Source organism: Flavobacterium sp. UBA7680, assembly GCF_002482975.1.
Taxonomy (GTDB): Bacteria; Bacteroidota; Bacteroidia; order Flavobacteriales; family Flavobacteriaceae; genus Flavobacterium.
In genome coordinates, this window is the sequence record NZ_DLHA01000058.1 from 36,428 (window position 1) to 61,098 (window position 24,671).

A 24,671-nucleotide genomic window follows, 5' to 3' on the forward strand; every position below is an offset into this window, starting at 1 on the left:
AACTAATAACTTCTGACGGATAACTTTTTTAAATAAATAATGGAAGAAAAAAAATTTGACCTTAATTCAATCATTGGTTTTGTATTGATATTCGGAATCCTGATTTGGATTATGTACCAAAATCAGCCTTCTGATAAAGAAATTGCTGCTGAAAAAGCCAAGAAAGAATTAGTAGCTAAACAAGAAGCTCAGGCAAAAGCTGATAAAGCTAAAACTATTGCAGCACCAGTTGTTGCGGCTACACCAGGCGATACAGTTCAGTTGGCACAATTGCAAAAAACTTTAGGAGGATTTGCATATTCTGCTACGCTTCCTTCTGCAAAAGACTCTTTTACAACTATCGAAAACGAGAAGATTAAACTTAAAATCGCTAACAAAGGTGGTTATATAGTTGAAGCTACACTTAAAGAATTCGAAAAATTTAAAAAAGGTTCAGGACAATTAGTTGAATTAATTAAGAATAACAATTCGAACTTAAATATTCAATTACAAACTACAGATAACAGAACTTTAAACTCTAAAGATTTGTTTTTTGAACCAACATTGACAAAAAATGGTGCAGACCAAATTTTAACAATGCGTTTAAAAGCTGGAGCTAATGAATTTTTAGAATATAAATATGTATTAAAACCAAACGATTATTTAATTGGTTTTGATGTTCGTTCTCAAGGATTGAACAGAGTTTTAAATTCTTCTAAGCCATTAAACTTAGCTTGGGATTTAAAAACATACAGAAACGAAAAAAGTGTTTCTTACGAAAATCGTTATGCTGAAATCTACTATAACTATGCAGATGGCAAAGAAAGCTATGTAGGTCAGGGAGATCACAAAGAAGAAACACCTGAAAAAGTAGATTATATTGCATTTAAACAGCACTTTTTTGCTACAATTCTTCAAACAAATACTGCTTTTGAGAAAGCTGATTTAGTTTCTGAGAATTTAGTTAAGGATGAAAAAGTGGATACTCTTTTTACAAAACAGTTTAAAGCAACAGTTCCATTGGCTTTCTCTAACGGAGAAATTGATTATAAGATGAACTTATACTTTGGTCCAGCTGATTATAAAGTATTGAAATCTTATGATAAAGAATTCCAAAAAATTATTCCATTAGGTTGGGGAATTTTTGGTTGGATCAATAAATGGATTTTCGTTCCATTATTTGGATTCTTAAGCTCTTATATTGCTTACGGAATTGCGATTATCATCTTTACAATTATCATTAAATTGGCTATGTCGCCAATTACATATAAGTCGTTTTTATCACAGGCTAAAATGAAAGTTTTACGTCCGGATATTACTGAGTTGGGAGAAAAATACAAAAAAGACCCAATGAAGAAACAACAGGAAACAATGAAACTGTATAATAAAGCAGGAGTAAACCCAATGGCAGGATGTATTCCGGCATTGATTCAGCTTCCGTTTATGTATGCATCGTTTCAATTCTTCCCATCAGCTTTTGAGCTAAGACAAAAAAGCTTCCTTTGGGCAGACGATTTATCATCTTTTGACTCGGTTGTAAAATTACCTTTTCATATTCCATTGTACGGAGATCATATCAGTTTGTTCCCAATTTTGGCAGCAATTGCAATTTTCTTCTACATGAAAATGACTTCTGGAGATCAGCAAATGGCTGCGCCTCAGCAAGAAGGTATGCCGGATATGGCAAAAATGATGAAAATCATGATTTATGTTTCGCCATTAATGATGTTAATTTTCTTCAATAGTTATGGTGCAGGTTTAAGTTTGTACAACTTTATCTCGAACTTAATTACTATCGGAATTATGTTTGTAATTAAAAATTACATCGTAGACAGCGAGAAAATTCACGCTCAAATTCAAGAAAATAAATTAAAAGAGCCTAAAAAGCCAAGTAAGTTTCAACAGCGTCTTCAAGATGTAATGGAACAGCAAGAGGCGGCAAAAAAGACTCAGAATAAAAAGAAATAAATTTTAAAAATCCCGATCTAATCGGGATTTTTTATTTTAAAGAGTGTGTTTACTTTTCAAATAACAAATGAAAATTTTAACTTTGAGAATGAGTAAATATACTTTATGAAACTAATTTTCGTTTAAGTTAAAAATTGAATATAAGATGATTTCTAAAAAAATAATAATTGGGCTGCTATTGCTAAATGTTTTCTTTGTAAATGCCCAAACTGAGTTTAATAAATTAGATGCTAACGGAAAGAAAGAAGGTGTTTGGAAAGGTGTTTACGAATCAAAACGTCCGAGATATGAAGGAACTTTCAACCACGGAAAAGAAACCGGAATTTTTAAGTTTTTTGACGATACAAAAAAAGGCGACGTAATTGCAACACGCGATTTTACGGCTAATGATGGAAGCTCATATACTATTTTTTATGATCAGAATAAAAATATAGTAAGTGAAGGAAAGGAAGTTGGAAAGGAAAGAGAAGGCGAGTGGAAATATTATCACAAAGCTTCTAAAATTTTGATGACTTCTGAAACTTATAAAAAAGGTAAATTACAAGGTTTGAGAACGGTTTATTATCCGAATAACCAAGTTGCTGAGGAAATGACTTATGTGAACGGTTTAAAGGAAGGAAATTATAAAAAGCTAGGACAAAACGGAACTATTCAGGAACAGTCTGTATTCAAAAATAATGAGTATGAAGGTGATGCTGTTTTTTATGATTCAGATGGAGTTGTTGCTTCAAAAGGAAAATTTGTAAAAGGGAAAAAAGCCGGAATGTGGCAGTTTTACACAAGAGGTAAATTGACTAAAGAAGTTAATATGAGCGATCCAAAAAGTGCTTACAAAGCCAATTCAAAACCTAAAAACGAATAATATTAGTGCCCGCTTGTGCGGGCATTTTTTTTTGCCACGAATTACACGAATTTTCACGAATTTTTATTTAACAAGATGAAGAATAATTAATTCGTGGAAATTCGTGTAATTCGTGGCAAACCTTTTTTATTCAAAATAAATTCGTGAATTCGTTGCTGATTTTTTGTCCAATTGTTTAAATTTGATTGAGCTAATATTTTGATTCAATGGATTTAAACGAACTTGCAGGAAGATTTTTTTTATTGTTTTTTTCAATTTTGGTTTTGTACTTTTTCTCTAACAGAAAAGATAACGAAACTATAAATCCGTTGATGGTTATTGTTGGTTTGTGTACCTTTTCACTTTGTTATTTATTCACAAAAATTGAAATAGGAGTTGGGATTGGTTTTGGTTTATTTGCCATTTTTTCCATTTTAAGATTTAGAACACAATCGTTTACTGTAAACGCGATCATTTTTCTTTTTGCTACGATTACGCTTTCGATTTTAGATATTATGTATCCTTTTGAGAAAATTGAAATACTCTTATTTTTTCAAATTATCATTATTGGTTTCTATGTTGTTGCTTCGATTATCGTAAATAGAAAAGCTTCAAAATATCTGAATACAGTTGATGTCAAAATTGCATTTGCAGGTGATTTTTCTTTAGAAAATGGAACTATCCGCAAAGTAGTTCATGAGAAAATCAATATTCAGGATTTTGATTTTAAGATTGTTTTAGTGAATACAGTAACCAACGAAATTGATCTTTTAGTATTCTACTAATTATTAAATGGACGAACCTGTTTGATATATAAATCTCTATTTTCGCCAACGATCTTAAATTCTATATCTACAGGATGAAAGAGGTTTTTTCTCCAATAACGGTACATTCTCTCTTCAATTTTACTGCTTACAAGAAAAAGTCGGCTCATTTCTTTTCGGCTTAATAAAGGCTCATTATTATTGAGATTTGAGTTTGAAGTATAATCGACATCAAAATCATCATCGTCAGTTCCGGAGTTTAAATGATACGCTACAAACTGCTCGCAGATTTCTCCTTTTTCTGGTTTTACAACCGAGTTTTCTCCTTTTTGAACATTTACTGTAATTCCGGGAAAATCTCCTCTGAAAATGTTTTTCGTAATTACAACACCATTTGCTAATTCATCAGGAAAAGAACGATGAACTAAAACACCCATTGCAATATTCTGCTGATCGATTCCAAAAAGTTCTCTTTCGTTATACGAAGCTTCATTCCACACACTTGCCCAAACTTGTTTAATCGCTTTTTCGAATGTTTTGATGCTGTCTCCAAGAATTCCGGTTTTAGAATCGTATAATCCGGCGCCGTTAAAATCGTCCAAATCTTCTGCATTTGTTGAGGAACGAAATCTGAAATTTTTGAATTTTGCATCTTTAAATGTCACATTCAATTTTGAAATTAATTCAGGATCTACAGGTTCTTTTTTAATAGCATCACGAATTTTTTTCAATTGCTGATTTACCCAAACCGTCGAATCTTTTTTAGTAGAATTCAAAAGTTCTTGTATTAAAGGATAAATCGATTCTTTCTGAATGTGTTTCGTATAAAAATAAAACGGAATGGCGTGCGCATCTTCTGGTGTTTTAAAAGGAATTTCTTTTGAAATAGCAATCAAATACGACATGTTTTGTGCTTTTGATCCAATGTAATTGACTCCTTTTTTTGAGATTTTAGATAAATCAACTAAATCTGTAATTGTGTTGTCTATTATCAACTTCTTCTTTTTAGAATTCGTTTTAATAACAATCTTTTTATCAGTCTCTTTTATAAAAAAAGTATCAACCTGAATTTTTAATTCTACTTTTTTAGAAAGTAATCTTTTAATGTTTTCATATTTTAAAGCCAATGTATAGGCCATAATTGGAATCTTTCTGTTTTTTCCTAAAAGAACCAAATGACTAAGAGGTGTTTGCAGTTCGTTGACAATAATTCCTCTTACATTGGGTAAAATATCTGGCGTTCCGTCTAAAACTATAATTTCGTCAGGATTTGGTTTTACTTTATCCAGATCTTTGATTTTGTATTGTTTTAAAATACCAATATTACTTCCGGAAACAACTTCCTGATATTTTATTTCATTAAAAATATAATCTGATTTTACACACGGAATTTTAAATTGCTCTAAACGAAACCATTCCATTTGCTCTGGATTATTCAAATAAAATTTTAAATTTTGACCAATAAAAGTTGACTTTTTAACCAAATTGAAAAAACGTTCGATTTGTTCAATTGGCATGTGATCTGAAGCGGCGAGTTCAAAAATCCATTTATCAGTTCCTTTGATATGATTGAGATTTCCCAGTAAAAAATCTCTGTCTTTTAAAGTGTTGCTGTAATTTTCATTGTTGAAAATTTGGAGATCATAATTGTAGTGCAGATAATTCGTTACAAAATCATAATGCAGTGGAATCAATGTACTGTTGAAATAATACATTTTTTGTTTTTTTAAATCATAAACCACTTTTACCGATTCGATATTGGAGAATTTATCCGATAAAGGTTTTCCTCTAAATGCTTTATACGCTTCATAATCAGCTAATGATGAAGAATATCTTTGTGCACTTAAAGACATGAAAATGAAGAAGAAAACTAGGCCGTAAATGTATTTTTTCATGACAATTGTATTGAATATTAAAAGTAAGTATTTAAACCATAAGTTTTATCTACCACGGGATTATATAAACTAATTGAAAGGAGTTAGATTATATAAAATATGGCGTATCTTTGCACCCTTGTAAAATTAAAGATTTTAAAATGAAACGTGTAGTTGTTGGTCTTTCTGGTGGAGTAGATTCTAGTGTTGCCGCTTACTTATTGCAGCAGCAAGGATACGAAGTTATTGGGCTTTTTATGAAAAATTGGCATGATGATTCGGTTACTATTTCTAACGAATGTCCTTGGTTAGAAGATAGTAACGATGCTTTATTGGTGGCTGAAAAACTTGGAATACCGTTTCAAACTGTTGATTTAAGCGAGGAATACAAAGAAAAAATCGTTGACTATATGTTCAATGAATACGAAAAAGGACGAACTCCAAATCCTGACGTACTTTGTAACCGCGAAATCAAATTTGATGTTTTTATGAAAATCGCACTAAGTCTTGGTGCCGATTATGTTGCAACTGGACATTACTGCCAAAAAAGCGAAATTGAGGTTGACGGAAAAACGGTTTATCAATTGATTGCCGGAAATGACGTTAACAAAGATCAATCTTATTTTTTATGTCAGTTATCACAAGATCAATTGTCTAAAGCATTGTTTCCAATTGGTGCGCTGACAAAACCTGAAGTTCGCGAAATTGCGGCTGAAATGGAATTGGTAACTGCCGAAAAGAAAGATTCTCAAGGTCTTTGTTTTATCGGGAAAGTTCGTTTACCTGAATTTTTACAGCAAAAATTACAGCCAAAAGAAGGTACAATTGTTCAAATTGATAAAAATGATCCAATCTACAACTTTGAAAAACCAGGGGAATTATCTTTAGAAGAAAATCTAAAAATTGAAGCTCAAAAATTGGATTATCTTCCAACAATGGGAAAAATTATGGGTAAACATCAGGGCGCGCATTATTTTACTGTTGGTCAAAGAAAAGGATTAAATGTTGGCGGAACTACAGATCCGTTATTTGTAATTGCTACAGATGTTGAAACTAATACTATTTATACTGGTTTAACAAGCAATCATCCTGGATTGTTTAAAAAAGCTTTGTTTGTTGGAGAATCTGAAGTACACTGGGTTCGCGAAGATATGAAGCTGAAAACAGGTGAAAAAATGGAAGTTATGGCGAGAATTCGTTACCGTCAGCCATTACAAAAAGCGACACTTCATCAATTTGAAGACGGAATGTACGTTCATTTTGAAGAACCACAATCTGCCATAACAGAAGGTCAGTTTGTTGCCTGGTATTTAGAAAATGAATTAGTTGGTTCGGGAGTAATTTCTTAGCTTTATACTTTTTTACGAAGGATTTCCTTTTAAAAGAGTATTTATGAAACAGAACTTTACTTTTCTTTTACTATTGTTTTCGGTTTTAATGTTTTCTCAGGAAGAAGATGCCTGGGTATATTTTAACGGGAAACCAAATTCACAGGATTTTTTCAATAATCCATCACTGACTCTTTCGCAGAGATCATTAGATCGTCGTACAGCACAAAATATTGCCTTAAATATTACAGATGCGCCTCTGGAAATTACGTATGTAAATCAGGTAAAAGCGAGCACAGGAATAACAGTTTTGGCACAGTCAAAATGGTTAAATGCACTTCATGTTAGAGGAACTCAAACTAATATTACGGCCTTGAAATCGCTTTCGTATGTTGATAAAGTAGTTTTTGCTAATAAGACATTAAATGTTACTTCAAAAAAAGTTTCTCAAAATAAGATCGCTGCGGTAAAAAATAAGCTGGAAACTACAATTGATTATGCATACGGAAATTCTGCAAATCAAATTCAAATGCTTAACGGACAAGTTTTGCATCAGCAGAATTATACTGGTTCGGGAAAAGTAATTGCGGTTTTAGATGGAGGTTTTCCGGGCGTAAATACAGCAGATTCTTTTAAACGTCTTCGTGATAATAACTTAATTTTAGGTGGTTATGATTATGTCAACAGAAGTACAAACTTCTATTCTGGAGGCGATCACGGAACTTTAGTTTTATCTACAATGGGTGGTTACAAAGAAAATTCTTTAGTAGGAACAGCTCCAGATGCCTCTTATTATTTGTTTATTACTGAGGATGTTGCATCAGAAAATCCTGTTGAAGAATCGTACTGGGTTGAAGCAGCAGAACAAGCAGATGCTTTTGGAGTTGATATAATTACAACTTCATTGGGTTATTTTGGGTTTGATAATGCCAATTATAGCCATACATACAGCGATATGAACGGCACAACAAATTTTAGTACAAAAGGGGCTGAACTGGCTTTTAGTAAAGGAATTATTGTTTTGGCTTCTGCCGGAAATGAAGGTAATACAGCTGAAAAACATATTGGTGCGCCTGCAGATGGTGTTTCTGTTCTTACAATTGGTTCTGTAAATTCTGTAAAGGTTAAAGCTCCTTCTAGTTCTATTGGGCCAAGTTTTGACAATCGAATAAAACCAGATGTAATGGCGCAAGGAGTGGCTGCAGTAGTTTCAAGTACTTCGGGAACTATTGGTACAGCTAACGGAACTTCTTTTTCATGTCCAATTATGGCAGGAATGGTAGCTTGTCTTTGGCAGGCATTTCGATCAAAAACAAATCAGGAAATTAGACAGATGATTGTTGAATCTGCAGATAGATATACAACTCCGGATAATGATTATGGCTATGGAATTCCCAATTTTGGATCGACTTTAAGTGTAGATACTTTTCAGTCTTCATCAGATTTTTCAGTTTATCCAAATCCGGCAAAATCTAATATTTCATTTTTGTTTGCTGATGAAACAGCTTCTGTGTCTATTTATTCCATTTTGGGACAAAAGCTGATTGAAAAACAAATAACAAATCAAAATCCGGTTCTTTCTGTTGAAAGCTTAACCAGTGGACTGTATTTTTATACTTTTAAATCTGGAGGCTTACAGAAAACAGGAAAAATAATAAAACAATAAGAGTTTTAATGAACAGAATTACACAGCTTTTCAATATAAAATATCCAATTATTCAAGGAGGAATGATTTGGAACAGTGGTTATAAATTAGCATCGGCAGTGAGTAATGCCGGAGGTTTAGGTTTAATTGGCGCGGGATCAATGTATCCCGAGGTTTTAAGAGAACATATTCAGAAATGCAAAAAAGCGACTGATAAACCGTTTGGTGTTAATATTCCGATGTTATATCCCAATATTGAAGAGATCATGAATATCGTGGTCGAAGAAGGCGTAAAAATTGTTTTTACATCAGCAGGAAATCCTAAAACCTGGACTTCATTTTTAAAAGAAAAAGGGATTACTGTTGTGCACGTTGTAAGCAGCAGTGTTTTTGCATTTAAAGCGCAAGAAGCGGGTGTAGATGCTATTGTTGCCGAAGGTTTTGAAGCGGGCGGACACAACGGTCGTGACGAAACTACTACTTTAACTTTGATTCCGATGGTTAAAGAAAAAATACAAATCCCTATTATTGCCGCAGGCGGTATTGCAACGGGAAGAGGAATGCTGGCCACTATGATTTTAGGTGCCGATGGAGTACAGGTTGGAAGCCGTTTTGCGGCTTCAATTGAATCTTCTGCCCACAATAATTTTAAAGAAACGATAGTTAGTATAAAAGAAGGAGATACTCAATTGACTTTAAAAGAATTAGCTCCGGTTCGATTGGTAAAGAATAAATTTTATAATGATGTTCAGGCTTTGTATGAAAAATGTCCTTCTAAAGAAGAATTAGTAGAACTTTTAGGAAGAGCCCGAGCCAAAAAAGGAATGTTTGAAGGCGATCTTGAAGAAGGTGAACTTGAAATAGGACAAATTGCCGGACTGATTCATGAAATTTTGCCTGTTGAACAAATTGTTCAACAAATGATGGCCGATTTTAAAGCTGCTCGCGAAGAAAAAGCTACATTTGAGTTTTAATTACCTGCAAGAAATATTTTATGAATTCTATTCGCACTTATATAATAGCATTGTTTCTGGCTTTTGGATTACAACAGGTTCAGAGTCAATCGTATCATTTTAAAACTTCAGGATTTAGTGTTTTAGAAAAAAATGAAAAAGGAAAGTGGGGGCAATGGTCTGATCTTGATTTGGTTAATCTTTCTGTCGTTCTGGATACTGACAAACATAGAATTGTAGTTTATTCTCAGGAAATTCAGCTTTTTAGTATTCTGAATTACATCGAACGAGAGGAAAACGATACTGATATTGTGTATTCTTTTATGTGTAAAGACAATGACGGAAAGGAATGCAAACTTTCTATTATTACACGTAAAAAACAAGATAATCGCAAACAGCTTTATATTAATTACGACGATCATATTATAGTTTATAATATTTTTACCGTATAAATTATTTAAATAAACTCACATAATTAATAGACCCGACAAGTTCAAAATGTCGGGTTTTTTATTTTAATTATTTAATAAATAGTTTCAAAGTTTGCATCCAAAAAAAGCTATATTTGACTTGTTAAAATAGTGCTGTGTATGCCTTGTTTTTCGCTAAAAAAGCAAAATAATTACAGTAAATTTTAAAACAAATCTTTAGCCCAAAAACAAATTAATTTAATCCACGCATTGCGAATGAAAAAACTTTACTCTTTATTATTACTTACTTTTATTGGAATTTTATCATCTTACGGTCAAACTGTAGATGATACTTTTGTGCAACCTATAGCTTATAAAGCGGCAAAAATCACTGTTACCAAAGAACTTCCGGGTGGTAAAATTTTATTAGGAGGTGATATTGCATTTTATGGAAATACGCCAGTTCACAACTTAATTAGATTAAATGCCGATTATTCACTTGATGAAACATTTCTATTTGCTAACCCTAATAACTTAAAAATAAAAAAAGCTGAGCTGCAAAGTAGTGGCAATATTATAGTTTTGGCTAATGTTGATAATCCGTGGGGGAGTCCTGGTGAACAAACTACTATTTTTCAATTAAATTCTAATGGTGAATTGATTACATCAATTACATCATTAACTGATGTAAGTTCAATAACTGTACAAGCTGATGATAAAATTCTTGTTTCTTTAGGACATTGGGCAGTTGATAATGGAAATTTGTACCGATATAATACTGATCTAACTTTAGATGACAGTTTTAACAATGTTATTACGTTTGATAAAAAAGTATCAGATATAAAAGTTTTTGGTAATTCTATTTATGTAAGCGGTATGTTTTCGGTTGTAGATGGAATAACGAGAAACAGCATTATAAAATTAAATAACGAAGGCTCAATTGATTCAAGTTTTGATGTGGGAGTTGGAGCTAATGGTCGTGATTTCTCACTAACTATTCAGGATGATGGTAAATTATTAGTAGGCGGCAATTTTTTAAAAATGGTCGATAATACTGCGACATACAATATGGCCAGATTAAATTCAGATGGATCATTTGATACTAGTTTTTCTTCACAATATTATAATTATGCTAACTCTGTTGTAGGAATAAAAGACTCTTTTCTATACATTGATACAGTAGTTAATGATGGAGTTTCTGCTAATAATTATCTGGTAAGATTAAAATCTGATGGATCATTGGATGAAGAGTTTAATAAAATTAAATTGAATGAATTTGGATTTGATAATTTTGTTTTAAGTTTTATAGATAATAAAATCCTTTATAACAATTCTGAATATACTGGAAACAGATATGGTTTATCAACATCTGATTTGAATGGAAATAATATTGATTCTCCTAATTTAAAACCAAATCGAGCAGGTAGTTTTGAAACGGGTGGTTATTTTAATGGAAAACTAATCGTTAAAGGAGATTTTGTTAAAATTAATGATGTCGAAACTTTTGGAATAGGAATGTTAGACGAAACAGGAACTGTAGATGAGTCTTTTGTTTTTAAAAATTATCTGGGAGATATTAGACAGTTTCAAATAATTGATAATTCAACAATTTTTGTTAGTACTAAAGATTTGTTTTTAAAACTTGATAATCAAGGGAACATCACTAAGAATTTTGATTATAAGGCCGATAGTCAATTATTAAGAATAGAGCAGTTTAAAGTATTAGAAAGCGGTAAAATTTTAATAACAGATCAATGGGGATTATTTCTTTTAAATGAAAATGGAGTTCAGGAATCAGTTTACACCATAAATTCAAGTCCGGATTATTGGATTACCGGAATTAGTTTTGAAATGCAAGACGATAAAATTCTTTGTCATTCAATTTTAAATAGTTTTACGGGAATTTATACTCCAAAGTTGATTAGGTTTAATCTTGATACTTCAATTGATACCAGCTTTAATATTGGGCAAGGGCCTGATGCAGGGATTTCAAAAATTGTTGTATTGAATTCTGGTGAAATTATTACGGCTGGTGGTTTTTCAAGTTTTAACGGAATTTCTATTCCAAATCAAATCGTTAAATTATCGAAAGATGGTGAGATGGATCTTCAATTTAATCAAAATTTAAGTTTATACCAAATAGGTTATGCACAGAGTCATGATTATCGAAAAATCGAAGAAATTGATTCTGTTCTTTATATTACAGAAGGAGATTCAAAAGTTACAGCGATAAATCTAGATGGAACACTTGTAAATAATTTTGCAATGCCAGTTACTATCGATCAGGTTACTGATCTTGTTGCTTCAGAAGAACCTGTTGCAGAGAACTCTGAAACATCAAAAAAATCAAAATCACAATCGGATTCAAATACAAGTTCAGATACGAAATATATGTATGCATTTGGAAAGGTAAATAATCCATCTAATGGAATTTCATCTGTAATTGTAAAAGTTAATTTAGGAAAGAAATCAGGTTCATTAGGACTTGATCCAGTAACTGCTGAAAAATCAATTTCTAACGTTCAAATATTTCCAGTTCCTGTACAGGAAAAAATGAGTTTATCTTTTTCAAATGCTGTTGTGCCAACAAAAGTGGCCGTTTATTCATCAAACGGAAAAGAACTGTATTCGTCTAAAATACAAAGTGGAGAGAATATTGATGTGGATATGTCAAGATTTACACCTGGAGTATATTTCATCAAAGTCTTTTCAGATTCTGGTGTAACAACCAAAAAGATAATTAAAAAGTAAAAATAAATTTTAGTTATAATAATAAACCCGACAGATTTCAAAAACCTGTCGGGTTTACTATATAAAAAGAAACTTAGAATCTCAGTATCTCAGAACCTTAGCAGCTTTCGACCTAAACTTCAATCTCTTTAATAAACTCATCATACTCCAGATAAAACATTTCAAGAGCATGCATGTTTTCGTTGAAGAAATCAAAAATAGCATCCCAGTTATTGCGATTGCTAAAACCAACTCCAAGTTTTTCAACCCAAATTCTGCTTATAGTTTTACCACTTTCTAAAGTGTGGTTTTTTTCGAAAACCAAGTCTTTAATAAATTCCTCTTCAAGGATATTTTTTAAAGCTTCAATCTTTTCAAAATATGCATTTCGTTTTTCGTCGCTTCGGTGTTCAATGTCAATTAAAACCTGCGCTTTTTTATTATCTACATAAAATTTAAAAGAGAAATCTTTGATTTTGGTATCATAAAGAACCCATTTTCTTGGATACTTTTCTGCAAAAGCGACCCAAAATTCCCTTTTTATTCTTTGTGATTCTTCTCTGCTGTACATTTTTATGGCTTTGTTTTAGAAAACTTGTAGAACCGCATTTTCTAGAGTATATTTATATTTTAATTTGAAAGTACAAAAATAAACTTTGAATATGGATTTTCAAGATTTTTTGCAATATGTTCCTAATTTAATTCCAGTTGAACTTCCGGCAGAATCATCACACGCAAAAATGGCGCCTCTAGAACGCATTCAGGCGTTGAAAAACTTAGATATTGACGCAAAAAATCCAAGAATTGCAGCAGTTATGATGTTGTTTTATCCTAAAAACGAAAAAACACATTTGATTCTAATTGTTCGAAATGCATACAATGGCGTTCATTCATCGCAGATTGCATTTCCGGGCGGAAAATACGAACTCACAGATCGTGATTATCAGGAAACAGCTTTACGTGAAACCAGCGAAGAAATTGGTGTTAGCCCTGAAAAAATTGAAATTATAAAGCATTTTACACCCATGTATATTCCGCCAAGTAACTTTTTAGTACATCCTTATTTAGGAATTGCCAAAGAAGAACTTGCATTTTATCCCGATGCAAGAGAAGTTGCGGATGTTCTCGAATTGCCGTTATCTGTTTTTTTAGACGATGAAATTATAATCGAAAGCAAATTATCAACTTCTTACGGAAATGATATTTTGGTTCCGGCATTTAATATTCAAAATCATATTGTTTGGGGTGCAACCGCAATGATTTTAAGCGAATTGAGAGATGTTCTAAAATTTACTTTCTCAGAAAAATCATAATAACTTTAATTTAACATTTTGATAATCATTGATATACAGATTTATTTCGTAAATTGTATATTAGTATTGCTAAAAGAATAATTTTTGTATGTTTGCGACTTAACCTAAAAAATACAAAACAACGTTATGGGATTGTTTAAGCGAAATCCTTTTGGGCATATATTATTCATCAAGAAATGGTTAATCCGTATTTTGGGAGCCATGACTCATAGAAGATATAGAGGTTTTAATGAATTACAGATTGAAGGATCTGAAATTATTAAAACACTTCCAGACACAAACGTTTTGTTCATATCCAATCACCAAACTTATTTTGCCGATGTTGTGGCAATGTTTCATGTCTTTAACGCAAGTTTAAGCGGACGTCAAGATACTATTAAGAACATTGGTTATTTGTGGCAGCCCAAAATGAATATTTACTACGTAGCCGCAAAAGAAACCATGCAGGCCGGATTACTGCCAAGAATTTTAGCTTATGTTGGAGCAATTACCGTAGAAAGAACTTGGCGTGCAAAAGGTGTTGATGTTACTGAAAAACGTGACGTAAATCCAAACGATACAGAAAATATTCGTATTGCCCTTGAAGACGGCTGGGTTATTACTTTTCCGCAGGGAACAACAAAATCTTTTAAACCCGTTCGTAAAGGAACCGCGCATATAATCAAACAGCATAAACCTATCGTAATTCCTATTGTTATTGATGGTTTCCGTCGTTCTTTTGATAAAAAAGGACTTCGTATGAAAAAGAAAAATATCCTGCAGTCTTTCATCATCAAAGAACCTCTTGAAATTGATTATGAAAACGATACAATCGAAGAAATCGTAGAAAAAGTAGAATACGCTATCGAACAGCATCCATCTTTCTTAAAAGTTATTCCAGCCGAAGAAATCAAAGCACAGGAAGAACTAAATAAATTCAGACAGTGGGAGTATTAGGAATTTTAGATTTCTGATTTTAGAGTTTAGATTTTTTTTGTTTTAAGTTTCAGGTTTCAGGTTTCAAGTTGGAAAAACTTAGAATCTTAGCATCTCAGAACCTTAGCGCCTTTCAAAAAACCTTTGAACCTTTGTCTCTCTAAGCCTTTGTCCCTCTAAGCCTTTGTCCCTCAATTAGAAATCAATTTTCTTCAGCTCCTTATAATTCACATACAATCTGCGTAATAAAGTTCCGTATAGCAATCTGTAGAAGCACCAGAACAATCCAAAGAAACCTAATATCACTAAGGTTAATATTCCAATTGTAGCAAACATTGCTTTTCCGTCTATGGCAAGTTTTTCTCTTAAAAAAGCCATATCAGGATTGTAAACAAAAGCGATGAAGAAACTTAAAATGGATGTAATTACAATCATTCCTAAGTTGTACCAAACGTAATACTGAACCGTTTTTCTGGTTCTTAAAATGGCACTCATTAAAGATTTGGTGGCAACAGTTGTAGAAATTGTAGTGTAGTTTTTATAGAAGATAAATACAAAAACCAATCCCACTAAATAATTCAAATAAGTTAAATATTCAAGCGTAACCACAATTTCCGGATGATTTATTTTTCGCAAAACATCATCGGTGTTGATAAATAAGTTTGAAAAAGTCCAAAACGAAATCTCCAAAATACTGATAATTAAAATCCATTTCACAATTGAAGATGACTTTTTGTGAATCATTTTATAGATTTCTTTTTCAGAAATTTGTTCAAAAGAATCGGAGTTCTTTTGCCAGTCTTTTTTTAGTAAATCCAGTTCTTTCATAATAATTTTTAAGGATTTAGTATTTTTTTAAGTTTCCCTTTAATTCTGTTCATTTTCACGCGCGCATTCACTTCGCTGATTCCTAAGGTTTCGGCTATTTCTTGATAATCTTTGTCTTCTAAATACATAAAAACTAATGCTTTTTCGATGTCGTTAAGCTGATAAACCGCTTTGTACATCAATTTAATCTGTTCTTCCTCTTCATAGTTGTAATCTACATCTTTTACAAAATGCTGATGACTCTCATAATCTACGGTAGATATGGTTCTTTTTGTTTTTCGGTATAAGGTAATGGCTGTATTTAAAGCGACACGATACGTCCAGGTCGAAAATTTACTGTCGCCTCTAAATTTTGGATATGCTTTCCAGAGCTGGATAGTAATTTCCTGAAACAAGTCTTTATGGGCGTCTTCGCCGGCAGTATATAATCTACAAATTTTGTGGATTATATTCTGATTTGCCTGCAATTGCGCAACAAATGACTGTTCTAGATTTTCGCTCATATAAGTATTAGTAGTGTTGAGATCACTTTTGTTACAGGTGAAGTTAAAAAAAATTAATATAAAATTAAAATTTTGCTGTATCCTTACATTTTTTATTTTGTTCCCAACCTTTTACAAAAAAATACGCTCTATATATTTAAAAGCCGAATATGAAAAAACTATTACTCTTTCTATTACTCCCAATAATTGGATTTTCGCAAACAATTTATAAAGGAAATGTGAGCAACAATAACGAACCTATTCCCGGTGCACGCATTTGCATTTTAAATACAAGCAGATGTACTACTTCGGATTTTTACGGAAATTATTCCATCGAAGTTAAAATAGGAGATGAGTTACAGATTTCATTTATCGGTTTGAAAACCAAAACAATTAAAATTACCAATAGCACTTTTAAAAATAATGAAGGATCTGTAGCGCCTATTTATACGGATGATTACATTCAAAAAATAAAAAAGCCAATTGATTCTGCAGGGATTTCAAATCCTTCGGGATATTTTGAATTTAATCTGGGAAATAATCTCGAAAATCAAGGAGTTATGAAAATAACCAGACATGATAACGGTTTTTATGGCTTAAAAAATTCAAGTCAATATCATAAATTATCTTTTGAAGTTAATCAGGAATATGCTTTTTCAACGCCAATTCGCTTGCCAAAATATCAAAAAATATATGCGCAGGGACGAAGCCAAAACGGCGAATTAGCTTATCAATCTCCAGAAACAAATGAAATTTTTAGCTGGGGACCCAATATTAATTCTTTAACTTATTCTGGGAATGCTACAGAATATTATCCTTCTGGCAATATTGTAAATAAAACATCTGCGAATCAAAATTCGTTGCAGCTTTATAACCCCAATAATTTTTTTAGAAATTCTGAAGACAATAAAATTTCATTTACAGCTCAAGTCGAAAGCCCGAAAGGAAATTACCTAAAAGTGAATTTTGGTTATAAAACCGGCAATCTTTCAATTCCCGAATCTCGAAATAATGAAATTACAACTTCTTTAAAATATTTTAGAAACGTTTCAGACAAAAGTAAAATTGAAACACTTTTAAGTTATAATGATTTCGAAAATAATCTGTCGAATTTCAATTTCGGAATTAATAAAATTATTTATGCAAATGCCGTAACGCCCATTCATTTTGACAATAAATATACTTCGACTTTATCAAATGGAATGCAGAGAAGTTATTCTGCTTTAGAAAATAATCCGTACTATTTAATTCAGAATAATGCAGACGAAAATAAAAGTAAAACGCTTTCCTTTAACTTCAATCATATTTATGCAGATAGTCCAAACCAAAATAGTATAAATGTTGGTTTTCAGTCTTCGGAAATTATAAATACAAATGGACAAAATTTTTATTTTGCTTCTGTAAACACGCCTAATTTTGATAAAAGAACAGAAAACTTTAAAAGTTATTCCTTTTCAGATGTTTATAGATATAAGTTTGATTATGGTCATTTTATCGAATCAAAAGTCGATTTTAGATTCCAACAGAGAAAATTAGACCGCAATTATTTTAGCGGATTTAGTTCGCCGGCTGATTTTCCAAATAATGGCACAATACAAAATCAACTCAACTTTTCTCAGGAACGATTTGAAGTTCTTTATAACATAAATGGTTCTTATACTATTGATGATCTATTTGACTATGATCAGGATTTGATTTTAAAAGCAAATTCAAGTTTAAATTATTCTTCAACCGTCAAAAATGATATTCTGCCTAATTATTTTGTTTCTGCCGAGTTTAGGAACCTTTTTGATTCGCCACTTGTATTCGCTGTAAGCCACGGTTATAATGAAGTTGAGCCATCCTTACAAAACAATAATTTAAATTTTAATTCTTTATTATACAGCACTAATCAATTTAAAGAGCTTAAAAATTCGCTGGAACTAATTACTCCAAATAATGCAATTGCAACACAAGAGGGTACTACCAATCTGGAATTGAACTATGCAAGTTACAATTGGTATTTTAACTTAAGTTATTATCATAAAAAAGTTGAAAACCTTTATGCGCCCATTTTTAATTCAAATGCCGTTTCTTGGTCTCCAAATGTAAATTATAAGCAGAATGGTGTTGAACTTGAAATTCAAAAATTGCGTTACTATCGCTTAAGTTTTAGCCATAGTTTCAATTTAAATTTTACTTATTATAAAAACGAAGTTACCAGTCTAAACAACAATCAATCAAGAATTCCATTTGCTGGTTTTACAGATATTAGTAAAAATTATATTGTTGGACAGCCGCTTGGGGTAATTGCAGGCAGCAGTTATTTAAGAGATGCTAATGATAATATAATTATTGATAACGAAGGTTTTCCGATAAAAAATGCACAGCCCAAGATTTTAGGAAATCCTAATCCCGATTTTGTTGTTGGTTTCTATAATTGCTTTAATTATAAAAATTTCGAACTAAGCTTAACGTTAGACTGGAGCCAGGGCGGAAAAATCTGGAACGGAACTCAGCAGACTTTAAATTACTACGGAAAATCTGAAATAACAGGAAAAGAGCGCAATGTTACTAATTATGTTTTTAAAGGTGTCACACAATCGGGTTCAATAAATACAAAAGCAGTTTCATTTTATGATCCGGTGTTTCCGGTTGAACAAAATCGATGGACAAGATATGGAACCGACGGAATTGCTGAAGACGCCATGGAAGATGCTACTTATCTGCGGTTAAGTTCTGTTAATTTATCCTATTCGAGAGGCTTGAAAAAGATTAGTTTTAAAATTTCCCTTTTTGTCAATAATGCTTTTATAGCTTCAAAAAGCAAAACAGCTTTTAGTAATAATGCCATGTTTAATTCGATAGATACAAGCGGATTAGACTATTTTAATTCACCAATGATGAGAAGCTTTGGTTCTTCATTAATGATTAAATTTTAAGAAAATGAAAAATATAAAATACCTGATATTCTTATTGGCATTTCAAACTATTCTGGCTCAAAACATTGAAAAGGATTGGAATACTGTTTATAAAAATTCGATAACAGAAAAAGTTTATTTACATCTAAATAACGTTTTGTATACGCCCGGTGAAACTATTCATTTTAAAGCTTACGTTACCGAAAGTGATAACCGGCCAACAACTTTAAGTGATTATTTATATGTGGATTTATTGGATGGCGGTAACAAAAAAATTACCAGTCAAATATATAGTATAGAAAACGGAAATGCGATTTGCTCGTATACAATTCCCGAAGATGGAGCTTCTGGAATCTATAAAATTAAAGCCTATACAAGAATTCAGAATCAGGTTTCCGAGAATATTTTTGAGAAAACCGTTTTTGTGCAAAAAGTGGTTTCGCCAAGAATTTTAATGACACTCGATTTTAAGAAAAAAGCCTACGGAAAAGGTGAAACTTGTGAAGCTGATTTTGAATTGAAAAATCTCGAAAGTCAGCCTATTAAAAATTATGCTTTTAAATATGACGTTTTTATTGGCGGAAAAAAAATCGATTCACTTCAAGGTAAAACAGATGATTTAGGAAAAGCCGTAATTAATTTTAAGCTTCCAAATGATTTAAAATCCAACGACGGAATTTTGAATGTAATGCTCGATTATGATAATTTTCAAGAATCGGTAACACGTTCAATTCCTATTAACTTAAATTTTATAGATCTTCAATTTCTACCAGAAAGCGGCAATTTTGTGTTGAATGAAGCTTCTTCTTTGTTTTTTATTGCAAAAAATGAATTTGGACTTCCAATGGATGCTGCAGGTTTTATTGAAGATGAAGCAGGAAATAAAATCGCGGACTTTAAAAGTCTGCATGACGGAATGGGAAATGTAGTTTTAAAAACAGAAGAAAATAAAAAGTATTTTGGAGTTGTAACTTCCCCTTTCAAATCGGCAGAAAAAATTGCTTTGCCAGTGGCAGTAAAAAATGTTTTTGTAGTAAATGCAAAAAAACAAAAAGACAATGTTGCTCTAAATATTTTTGTCCCAGCTGCCATCGAGGCAAAAATACTAATTCGGAATACAGCTAAAATTCATAATACGATGAATCTTAATCTAGTAAAAGGATGGAATTTGGTTGATGTAAAAACAAAAGATTTTCCTGTTGGAATTCAGTCTTTTTCATTATTAATTGAAAATAAAATTGTGGCTGAAAGATTAGTTTTCCTTAATTATCAGGATGGATTAAAAATAGAAATAAAAACAGATAAGGAAAATTATCTGCCAAGAGAACAGGTAAAAGTTTCGATAGTAACAAAAGATAAAAATAACAATCCAATTGCGTCTAATCTTTCTGTTTCAGTAGTCGATTCAAAACTCTTAACTTATATTGATGATAAGCAGGATAATATTTTATCATGGATGCTTTTAGGTGCAGAATTAAAAGGAAAAATTCACGAACCAAGATTTTATTTTGATGAGAATAAAAAAATGGAAGAAAGAGAAGAAGCCATTGATTTACTTTTAAATACACACGGATGGAGAAAATACGATCAAAAAAATCTTCAAAAATTAATAGCACAGACAAATAATATCGAACCAGAAAAAGGCAATACGATTGAAGGTTTCGTTTTAAACTATAAGAACAAACCAGTCTCTGTAAAAGTGTTGTTTTTTACCGATAATGGAAAAGTGTATGAAACAAAAAGTAACTCAAGCGGTTATTTTAAATTTAATAGAGTTCATTTTTCAGATTTAGCTTATCTGGTTGCCGAAACTAAAAGTAAGAATGAAAATACAATTAAAAATTCATTTTCAGATCATGCAGAATTTTCGATGATGAAAGACACTTTATCGAATACTGTGACTAATGAAACGGATTATAAATATGCAGAAAGAAAAACAGTATTTTCAGAAAATGCTCAAATTTCAGGAAATTCTACTTCCTTAGATTCTGATTCGAATAATCTGGAATCTGTAGTAGTAACAGCATATGGTATAAGTTATCAAAAAAAAATGATTAGCAGCTCAGTTACTTACGTTACTTCCAGAGATTTGATAAATACATTAGCAGGTCAGGCTGCAGGTCTGCAAGTAACATCAGCAACGGGTCAGGGAGGTTTAGGTGATAAAATCAGAATCAGAGGTTTCGGGTCTATTTATGGGAGCAGATCAGGCGGTCAGCCTTTAATTGTAGTAGATGGAATTCCATATGCCAATAACGAGAATTCTTCGGTTTTTGGAAATTTATCGGCAAACTCTATTCAATCGATTGTTGTTTTAAAAGATGCATCAGCCACTGCGCTCTATGGTCCCGGTGGAGCCAATGGCGTTATTTTAGTGACAACAAAAAGTAAACTGAATACAGGAAATATCTTGCTTGGAGAAAAATATAATTATGCTTTTCAAAGGCTTAATAGAACACAGACAAAACCGCTAAATGAAGCTGAAAGTTTTTATGCGCCGCAATACAAGTCGACAATTGTTGAGGAAAAGACTGATTTTAGAAGCTGTATTTACTGGAATTCAATTGTTCAGACCAATAACAAAGGTGAAGTAAGTTTTAACTTTTATAATTCTGATGAGAATACATCTTTTAAAATTTTAGCCGAAGGAGTATCTTATAAAGGAGATTTAGGAAAAGCAGAAACTGTTTTTACAGTAAAAGACTTAATTCAAACAGATGTAAAAGTTCCGGTTTATGCCTCGCAGGAAGATATTATTTCGATCCCGATTTGGGTAAAAAATAATTCTGAAAAAACTTTAAAATTAGAATCTGAAGTTAATTTTAATAAGCAAAATATTGACGGTCAAAATGCTGTAATAGATTTAAAACCAAATGAATCTAAAACTATTTATATAACATTAAACCCAAAAGAAGCTGGATTAAAACTTCCGTTGGAAATCACATTGTCGGCTGAAAATTTTAGAGCCAAAATCAAAAAAACGCTTGATATCTATCCAAAAGGATTTCCTATGAATATCGATATTTCCGGAGCAAAATCTCAGACCAAAGATTTTGTAATTCTAGATCCTTTACCTAATTCTATAGATGCAGGTTTTAAATTGTTTTACAATCCATTTTCGTCAATTTTTGACGGATTAGAAAGTATGATGCGTGAGCCAGGAGGTTGTTTTGAACAAGTTTCATCAACAAACTATCCAAATATTATGGCAATGCAGTTACTAAAATATAAAAATTCTGCTCCCGAATTTAAAGAGCGTGCTTTAAAGTATTTAGAAAATGGTTATCAAAAACTTAAAAATTATGAATCAAAAGACGGCGGTTTTGAATGGTATGGAGGAAATCCGGGTAATGAAGCTTTAACGGCATATGGTTTACTGCAATTTCATGAAATGAAGGATTTTATAAATATTGATAAAAAGCTAATTGAAAGATCAATGAAATGGATCGATTCCAGAAAAGATGACAGCGGAGGTTTTAAACAAAACCCTGCAAAATATGGTTTTTCTGGGGTGAAATATGTGGTTAATAATGCTTATATCGTTTATGTTTTATCTGAGATTGGAGATAATGATATCGAAAAACAATATGGAAAAGCGCTGCAGGAAGCACTTACAAGCAAGGATTTATACAGAATGGAATTAGTAGCTCTGGCATCTTTTAACCTAAATAAAGTGCAGGAATACAAACAATTAATGCAATTGATAAGTACAGAAATTAAGAAGAGCGGATTTGCAGCTTTAAAAGCAGAACAATCTGTTATTAATAGTTATGGCAGATCAATGAATGTTGAGATTGCTTCACTTTATGCACTCGCATTGTTAAAAGAAAAACAGCTCACAAAAGAAGTTTCTGATGTTATGGATTACATTCAATCATCAAAAAATTCATATGGATTTGGTTCTACACAAGCCACAGCATTATCATTAAAAGCAATAACAGAATTCACTAAAATTTATGCTCGTGCTGCGTTTTTAGATAAAGCGTCTTTGAATTTAAATAATCAAACTGCTGATTTAACTCACACGGATAAAAATGGAGATGTTACTTTGCAGAATTTGAAAATCAATTCAGGAAATAATAATTTTTCAATTCAAATTCCTGCGGACACATCAATTCCTTATTTATTTTATGTTAAGTATTATACTTTTAAACCAAATAATTCAAAAGATTGTAAGCTGATTTTAAGAACTAAAACAGAACAAAATAAAGTAAAAATCAGCGAAACAGCGAGAATTGAAATTGAAGTTCAAAACAACAGTACAAAACAAGTTTCAAACCCAATTGCCAGAATTGGAATTCCAGGCGGGTTAACTCCGGAGCCTTGGCAGTTAAAAGAACTTATAGATAAAAATATTGTGGATTATTATGAAATTTTCGGTAATGAGTTAGTTTTTTATTTTAGAAAATTAGAAGCTAAAGAAACCAGAAAAGTAAACATTGACCTAAAAGCAATTGTTCCAGGAAAATATAAAGGTATAGCTTCTTCGGTATACTTATATTATGAAAATGAACACAAAAATTGGAATCAGGGATTAGAAATTGAAGTGCTTCCGTAATTTTTTTAACCTAACAGGTTTTATAATCTGTTAGGTTTTTAGTTTAGAAAAAAACTAAAATTCTCTCGTTTTATAATAATTAATCATCAAATCAATAAACTTGCTATAACTTTCCATTCCATCTTTCTGATTGTTTGATTTTAAGAAACTATCATAAACAAAATGAAAACCTTCATCAATAAAAGTATCATATTGTTTCCAAAAATCCTGACTTTCCTGATAATTTTTTAAAATCCCCGGATTTACTTGTTTCTTTAAAATCTCGAAAATTTTCTCGTTTTTAAACTTCCAAATCCCAAGACAATAACGCAAAGCAAAACTATATCCGGAATATTGATAATATAAATTGTCATTTTTTACAGTAGCCAAAACCCCAATAAAATTACATTCATTCTCGCTGGCAAAACCTATTTGGTGTGCCATTTCGTGAGAAGCGGTAAGTGGGAAAGAATACATCGGTAATAAATCATTTACCTGCGCTTCGTTTGTAAACGGGTTCAGATAACCGCCAAATCCCATATAAGTTAAGGGTACACTAAACAGCGATTTTTTTACGCTTAAAGTCTCATATTTAAAATAAGGATGTTCTTGGGCTAAATTTTCATATCCGTTAACATTCATCTTAAAAACTTCTTCCTGAGAATAGGGAAAACTGATTTTTTCGCTTTTATTTTTTGTGATTTTAAACTGAACTTCATTCGTTTTAAGAATCAATCTTTTTGTAAAGGCTAATAAATCAGCATCAGTATATTCTCTTTTAATTTCCATTTTTTCAAAAAGAGGCTTACGATAATAATTGAAAGCCCAAAGCAGATGAAAGAAAAAGTAAAAAACAGAAATTTTACCTGTGATTTTTAAAAGATGATCTTTCCAGTCTGTCCTCCATGTTTTTCGAATTCTCCAAAACCAGCTTATCATAGATAAGATTAAAATTGCGTATATACAATCACCGACAGAGAATGAAATTTTACCCAAAATTGTTCTTGAAAAATGTGAAATTCTGATATATAAATTATTACTGTAAAGTCCTTCTACAAAATCAGGAAAAAACGGCAGGATTTTTAAAAAGATAATCTGAACTAAAAGAAATAAGGGAAGGATATATTTTGATTTCACAGTTTAAATTTTGGATACGTAAATATAATTACAATATTGAATGATTAAAAAAAGTTCGCCACGAATT

At 31.6% G+C, this 24,671-nt stretch carries 17 protein-coding genes; 12 read left to right on the forward strand and 5 right to left on the reverse strand.

Annotated elements, in window-relative coordinates; translation table 11 throughout:
• Positions 1–39: 39 nt before the first annotated feature.
• The 3 genes from yidC (at position 40) to B3C18_RS23820 (ending at position 3,573) form a co-directional block, all read left to right on the forward strand.
• The gene (yidC, locus tag B3C18_RS23810; protein ID WP_291152731.1) at positions 40–1,947 is read left to right on the forward strand and encodes a membrane protein insertase YidC; all 1,908 of its coding nucleotides are present in this window, start codon (positions 40–42) and stop codon (positions 1,945–1,947) included.
• A gap of 145 nt (positions 1,948–2,092) precedes the next feature.
• Positions 2,093–2,809, forward strand: coding sequence for a toxin-antitoxin system YwqK family antitoxin (locus B3C18_RS23815; RefSeq protein ID WP_291152734.1), 717 nt, complete (start codon positions 2,093–2,095; stop codon positions 2,807–2,809).
• 206 nt (positions 2,810–3,015) lie between these two features.
• The gene (locus B3C18_RS23820; RefSeq protein WP_291152737.1) at positions 3,016–3,573 is read left to right on the forward strand and encodes a DUF4956 domain-containing protein; all 558 of its coding nucleotides are present in this window, start codon (positions 3,016–3,018) and stop codon (positions 3,571–3,573) included.
• Here B3C18_RS23820 and B3C18_RS23825 read toward each other — a convergent pair.
• On the reverse strand, positions 3,570–5,447 hold the full coding sequence (locus B3C18_RS23825) for a PEP/pyruvate-binding domain-containing protein (protein WP_291152739.1): 1,878 nt from the start codon (positions 5,445–5,447) through the stop codon (positions 3,570–3,572). The genes B3C18_RS23820 and B3C18_RS23825 overlap by 4 nt on opposite strands.
• A 140-nt stretch (positions 5,448–5,587) precedes the next feature.
• Here B3C18_RS23825 and mnmA point away from each other — a divergent pair, with 140 nt between their 5' ends.
• The 5 genes from mnmA to B3C18_RS23850 all read left to right on the forward strand — a co-directional run bounded on the left by mnmA (position 5,588) and on the right by B3C18_RS23850 (position 12,513).
• Positions 5,588–6,775 (forward strand): tRNA 2-thiouridine(34) synthase MnmA, encoded by a 1,188-nt coding sequence (gene mnmA, locus B3C18_RS23830; protein WP_414655360.1) that lies wholly within the window; start codon positions 5,588–5,590, stop codon positions 6,773–6,775.
• Between the two features lie 43 nt (positions 6,776–6,818).
• Positions 6,819–8,420, forward strand: a complete 1,602-nt coding sequence (locus B3C18_RS23835; RefSeq protein WP_291152741.1) for a S8 family serine peptidase — start codon at positions 6,819–6,821, stop codon at positions 8,418–8,420.
• Between the two features lie 8 nt (positions 8,421–8,428).
• Positions 8,429–9,373, forward strand: coding sequence for an NAD(P)H-dependent flavin oxidoreductase (locus tag B3C18_RS23840; protein WP_291152743.1), 945 nt, complete (start codon positions 8,429–8,431; stop codon positions 9,371–9,373).
• A 20-nt stretch (positions 9,374–9,393) separates the two neighbouring features.
• Positions 9,394–9,804 carry a hypothetical protein gene (locus tag B3C18_RS23845; RefSeq protein ID WP_291152746.1) on the forward strand — a complete coding sequence of 137 codons (411 nt, stop codon included), beginning with the start codon at positions 9,394–9,396 and terminating at the stop codon, positions 9,802–9,804.
• A gap of 234 nt (positions 9,805–10,038) precedes the next feature.
• Positions 10,039–12,513 (forward strand): T9SS type A sorting domain-containing protein, encoded by a 2,475-nt coding sequence (locus tag B3C18_RS23850; protein WP_291152749.1) that lies wholly within the window; start codon positions 10,039–10,041, stop codon positions 12,511–12,513.
• Positions 12,514–12,625: 112 nt separating this feature from the next.
• Here the strand turns inward: B3C18_RS23850 and B3C18_RS23855 are convergent, their stop codons facing one another.
• On the reverse strand, positions 12,626–13,063 hold the full coding sequence (locus B3C18_RS23855) for a DUF4268 domain-containing protein (protein ID WP_291152752.1): 438 nt from the start codon (positions 13,061–13,063) through the stop codon (positions 12,626–12,628).
• Positions 13,064–13,154: 91 nt separating this feature from the next.
• Here B3C18_RS23855 and B3C18_RS23860 point away from each other — a divergent pair, with 91 nt between their 5' ends.
• Positions 13,155–13,805: an NUDIX hydrolase gene (locus B3C18_RS23860; RefSeq protein ID WP_291152754.1), complete on the forward strand. Its 651-nt coding sequence runs from the start codon at positions 13,155–13,157 to the stop codon at positions 13,803–13,805.
• 126 nt (positions 13,806–13,931) lie between these two features.
• Positions 13,932–14,741, forward strand: a complete 810-nt coding sequence (locus tag B3C18_RS23865; RefSeq protein ID WP_291152756.1) for a lysophospholipid acyltransferase family protein — start codon at positions 13,932–13,934, stop codon at positions 14,739–14,741.
• Positions 14,742–14,915: 174 nt separating this feature from the next.
• Here the strand turns inward: B3C18_RS23865 and B3C18_RS23870 are convergent, their stop codons facing one another.
• Positions 14,916–15,548: a hypothetical protein gene (locus tag B3C18_RS23870; protein ID WP_053473741.1), complete on the reverse strand. Its 633-nt coding sequence runs from the start codon at positions 15,546–15,548 to the stop codon at positions 14,916–14,918.
• An 8-nt stretch (positions 15,549–15,556) separates the two neighbouring features.
• Complete coding sequence (locus B3C18_RS23875) at positions 15,557–16,051, reverse strand: RNA polymerase sigma factor (RefSeq protein ID WP_007810116.1); 495 nt, start codon at positions 16,049–16,051, stop codon at positions 15,557–15,559.
• A 149-nt stretch (positions 16,052–16,200) separates the two neighbouring features.
• Here B3C18_RS23875 and B3C18_RS23880 point away from each other — a divergent pair, with 149 nt between their 5' ends.
• Both B3C18_RS23880 and B3C18_RS23885 read left to right on the forward strand, forming a co-directional pair.
• Positions 16,201–18,951, forward strand: a complete 2,751-nt coding sequence (locus B3C18_RS23880) for a carboxypeptidase-like regulatory domain-containing protein (RefSeq protein WP_291152764.1) — start codon at positions 16,201–16,203, stop codon at positions 18,949–18,951.
• Positions 18,952–18,955: 4 nt separating this feature from the next.
• Positions 18,956–23,488 (forward strand): TonB-dependent receptor plug domain-containing protein, encoded by a 4,533-nt coding sequence (locus B3C18_RS23885; protein ID WP_291152766.1) that lies wholly within the window; start codon positions 18,956–18,958, stop codon positions 23,486–23,488.
• A gap of 54 nt (positions 23,489–23,542) precedes the next feature.
• Here B3C18_RS23885 and B3C18_RS23890 read toward each other — a convergent pair whose 3' ends face one another.
• A complete protein-coding gene (locus B3C18_RS23890; protein ID WP_291152769.1) occupies positions 23,543–24,604 on the reverse strand; it encodes a DUF3810 domain-containing protein in 1,062 nt (353 codons plus the stop codon).
• Positions 24,605–24,671 lie beyond the last annotated feature (67 nt).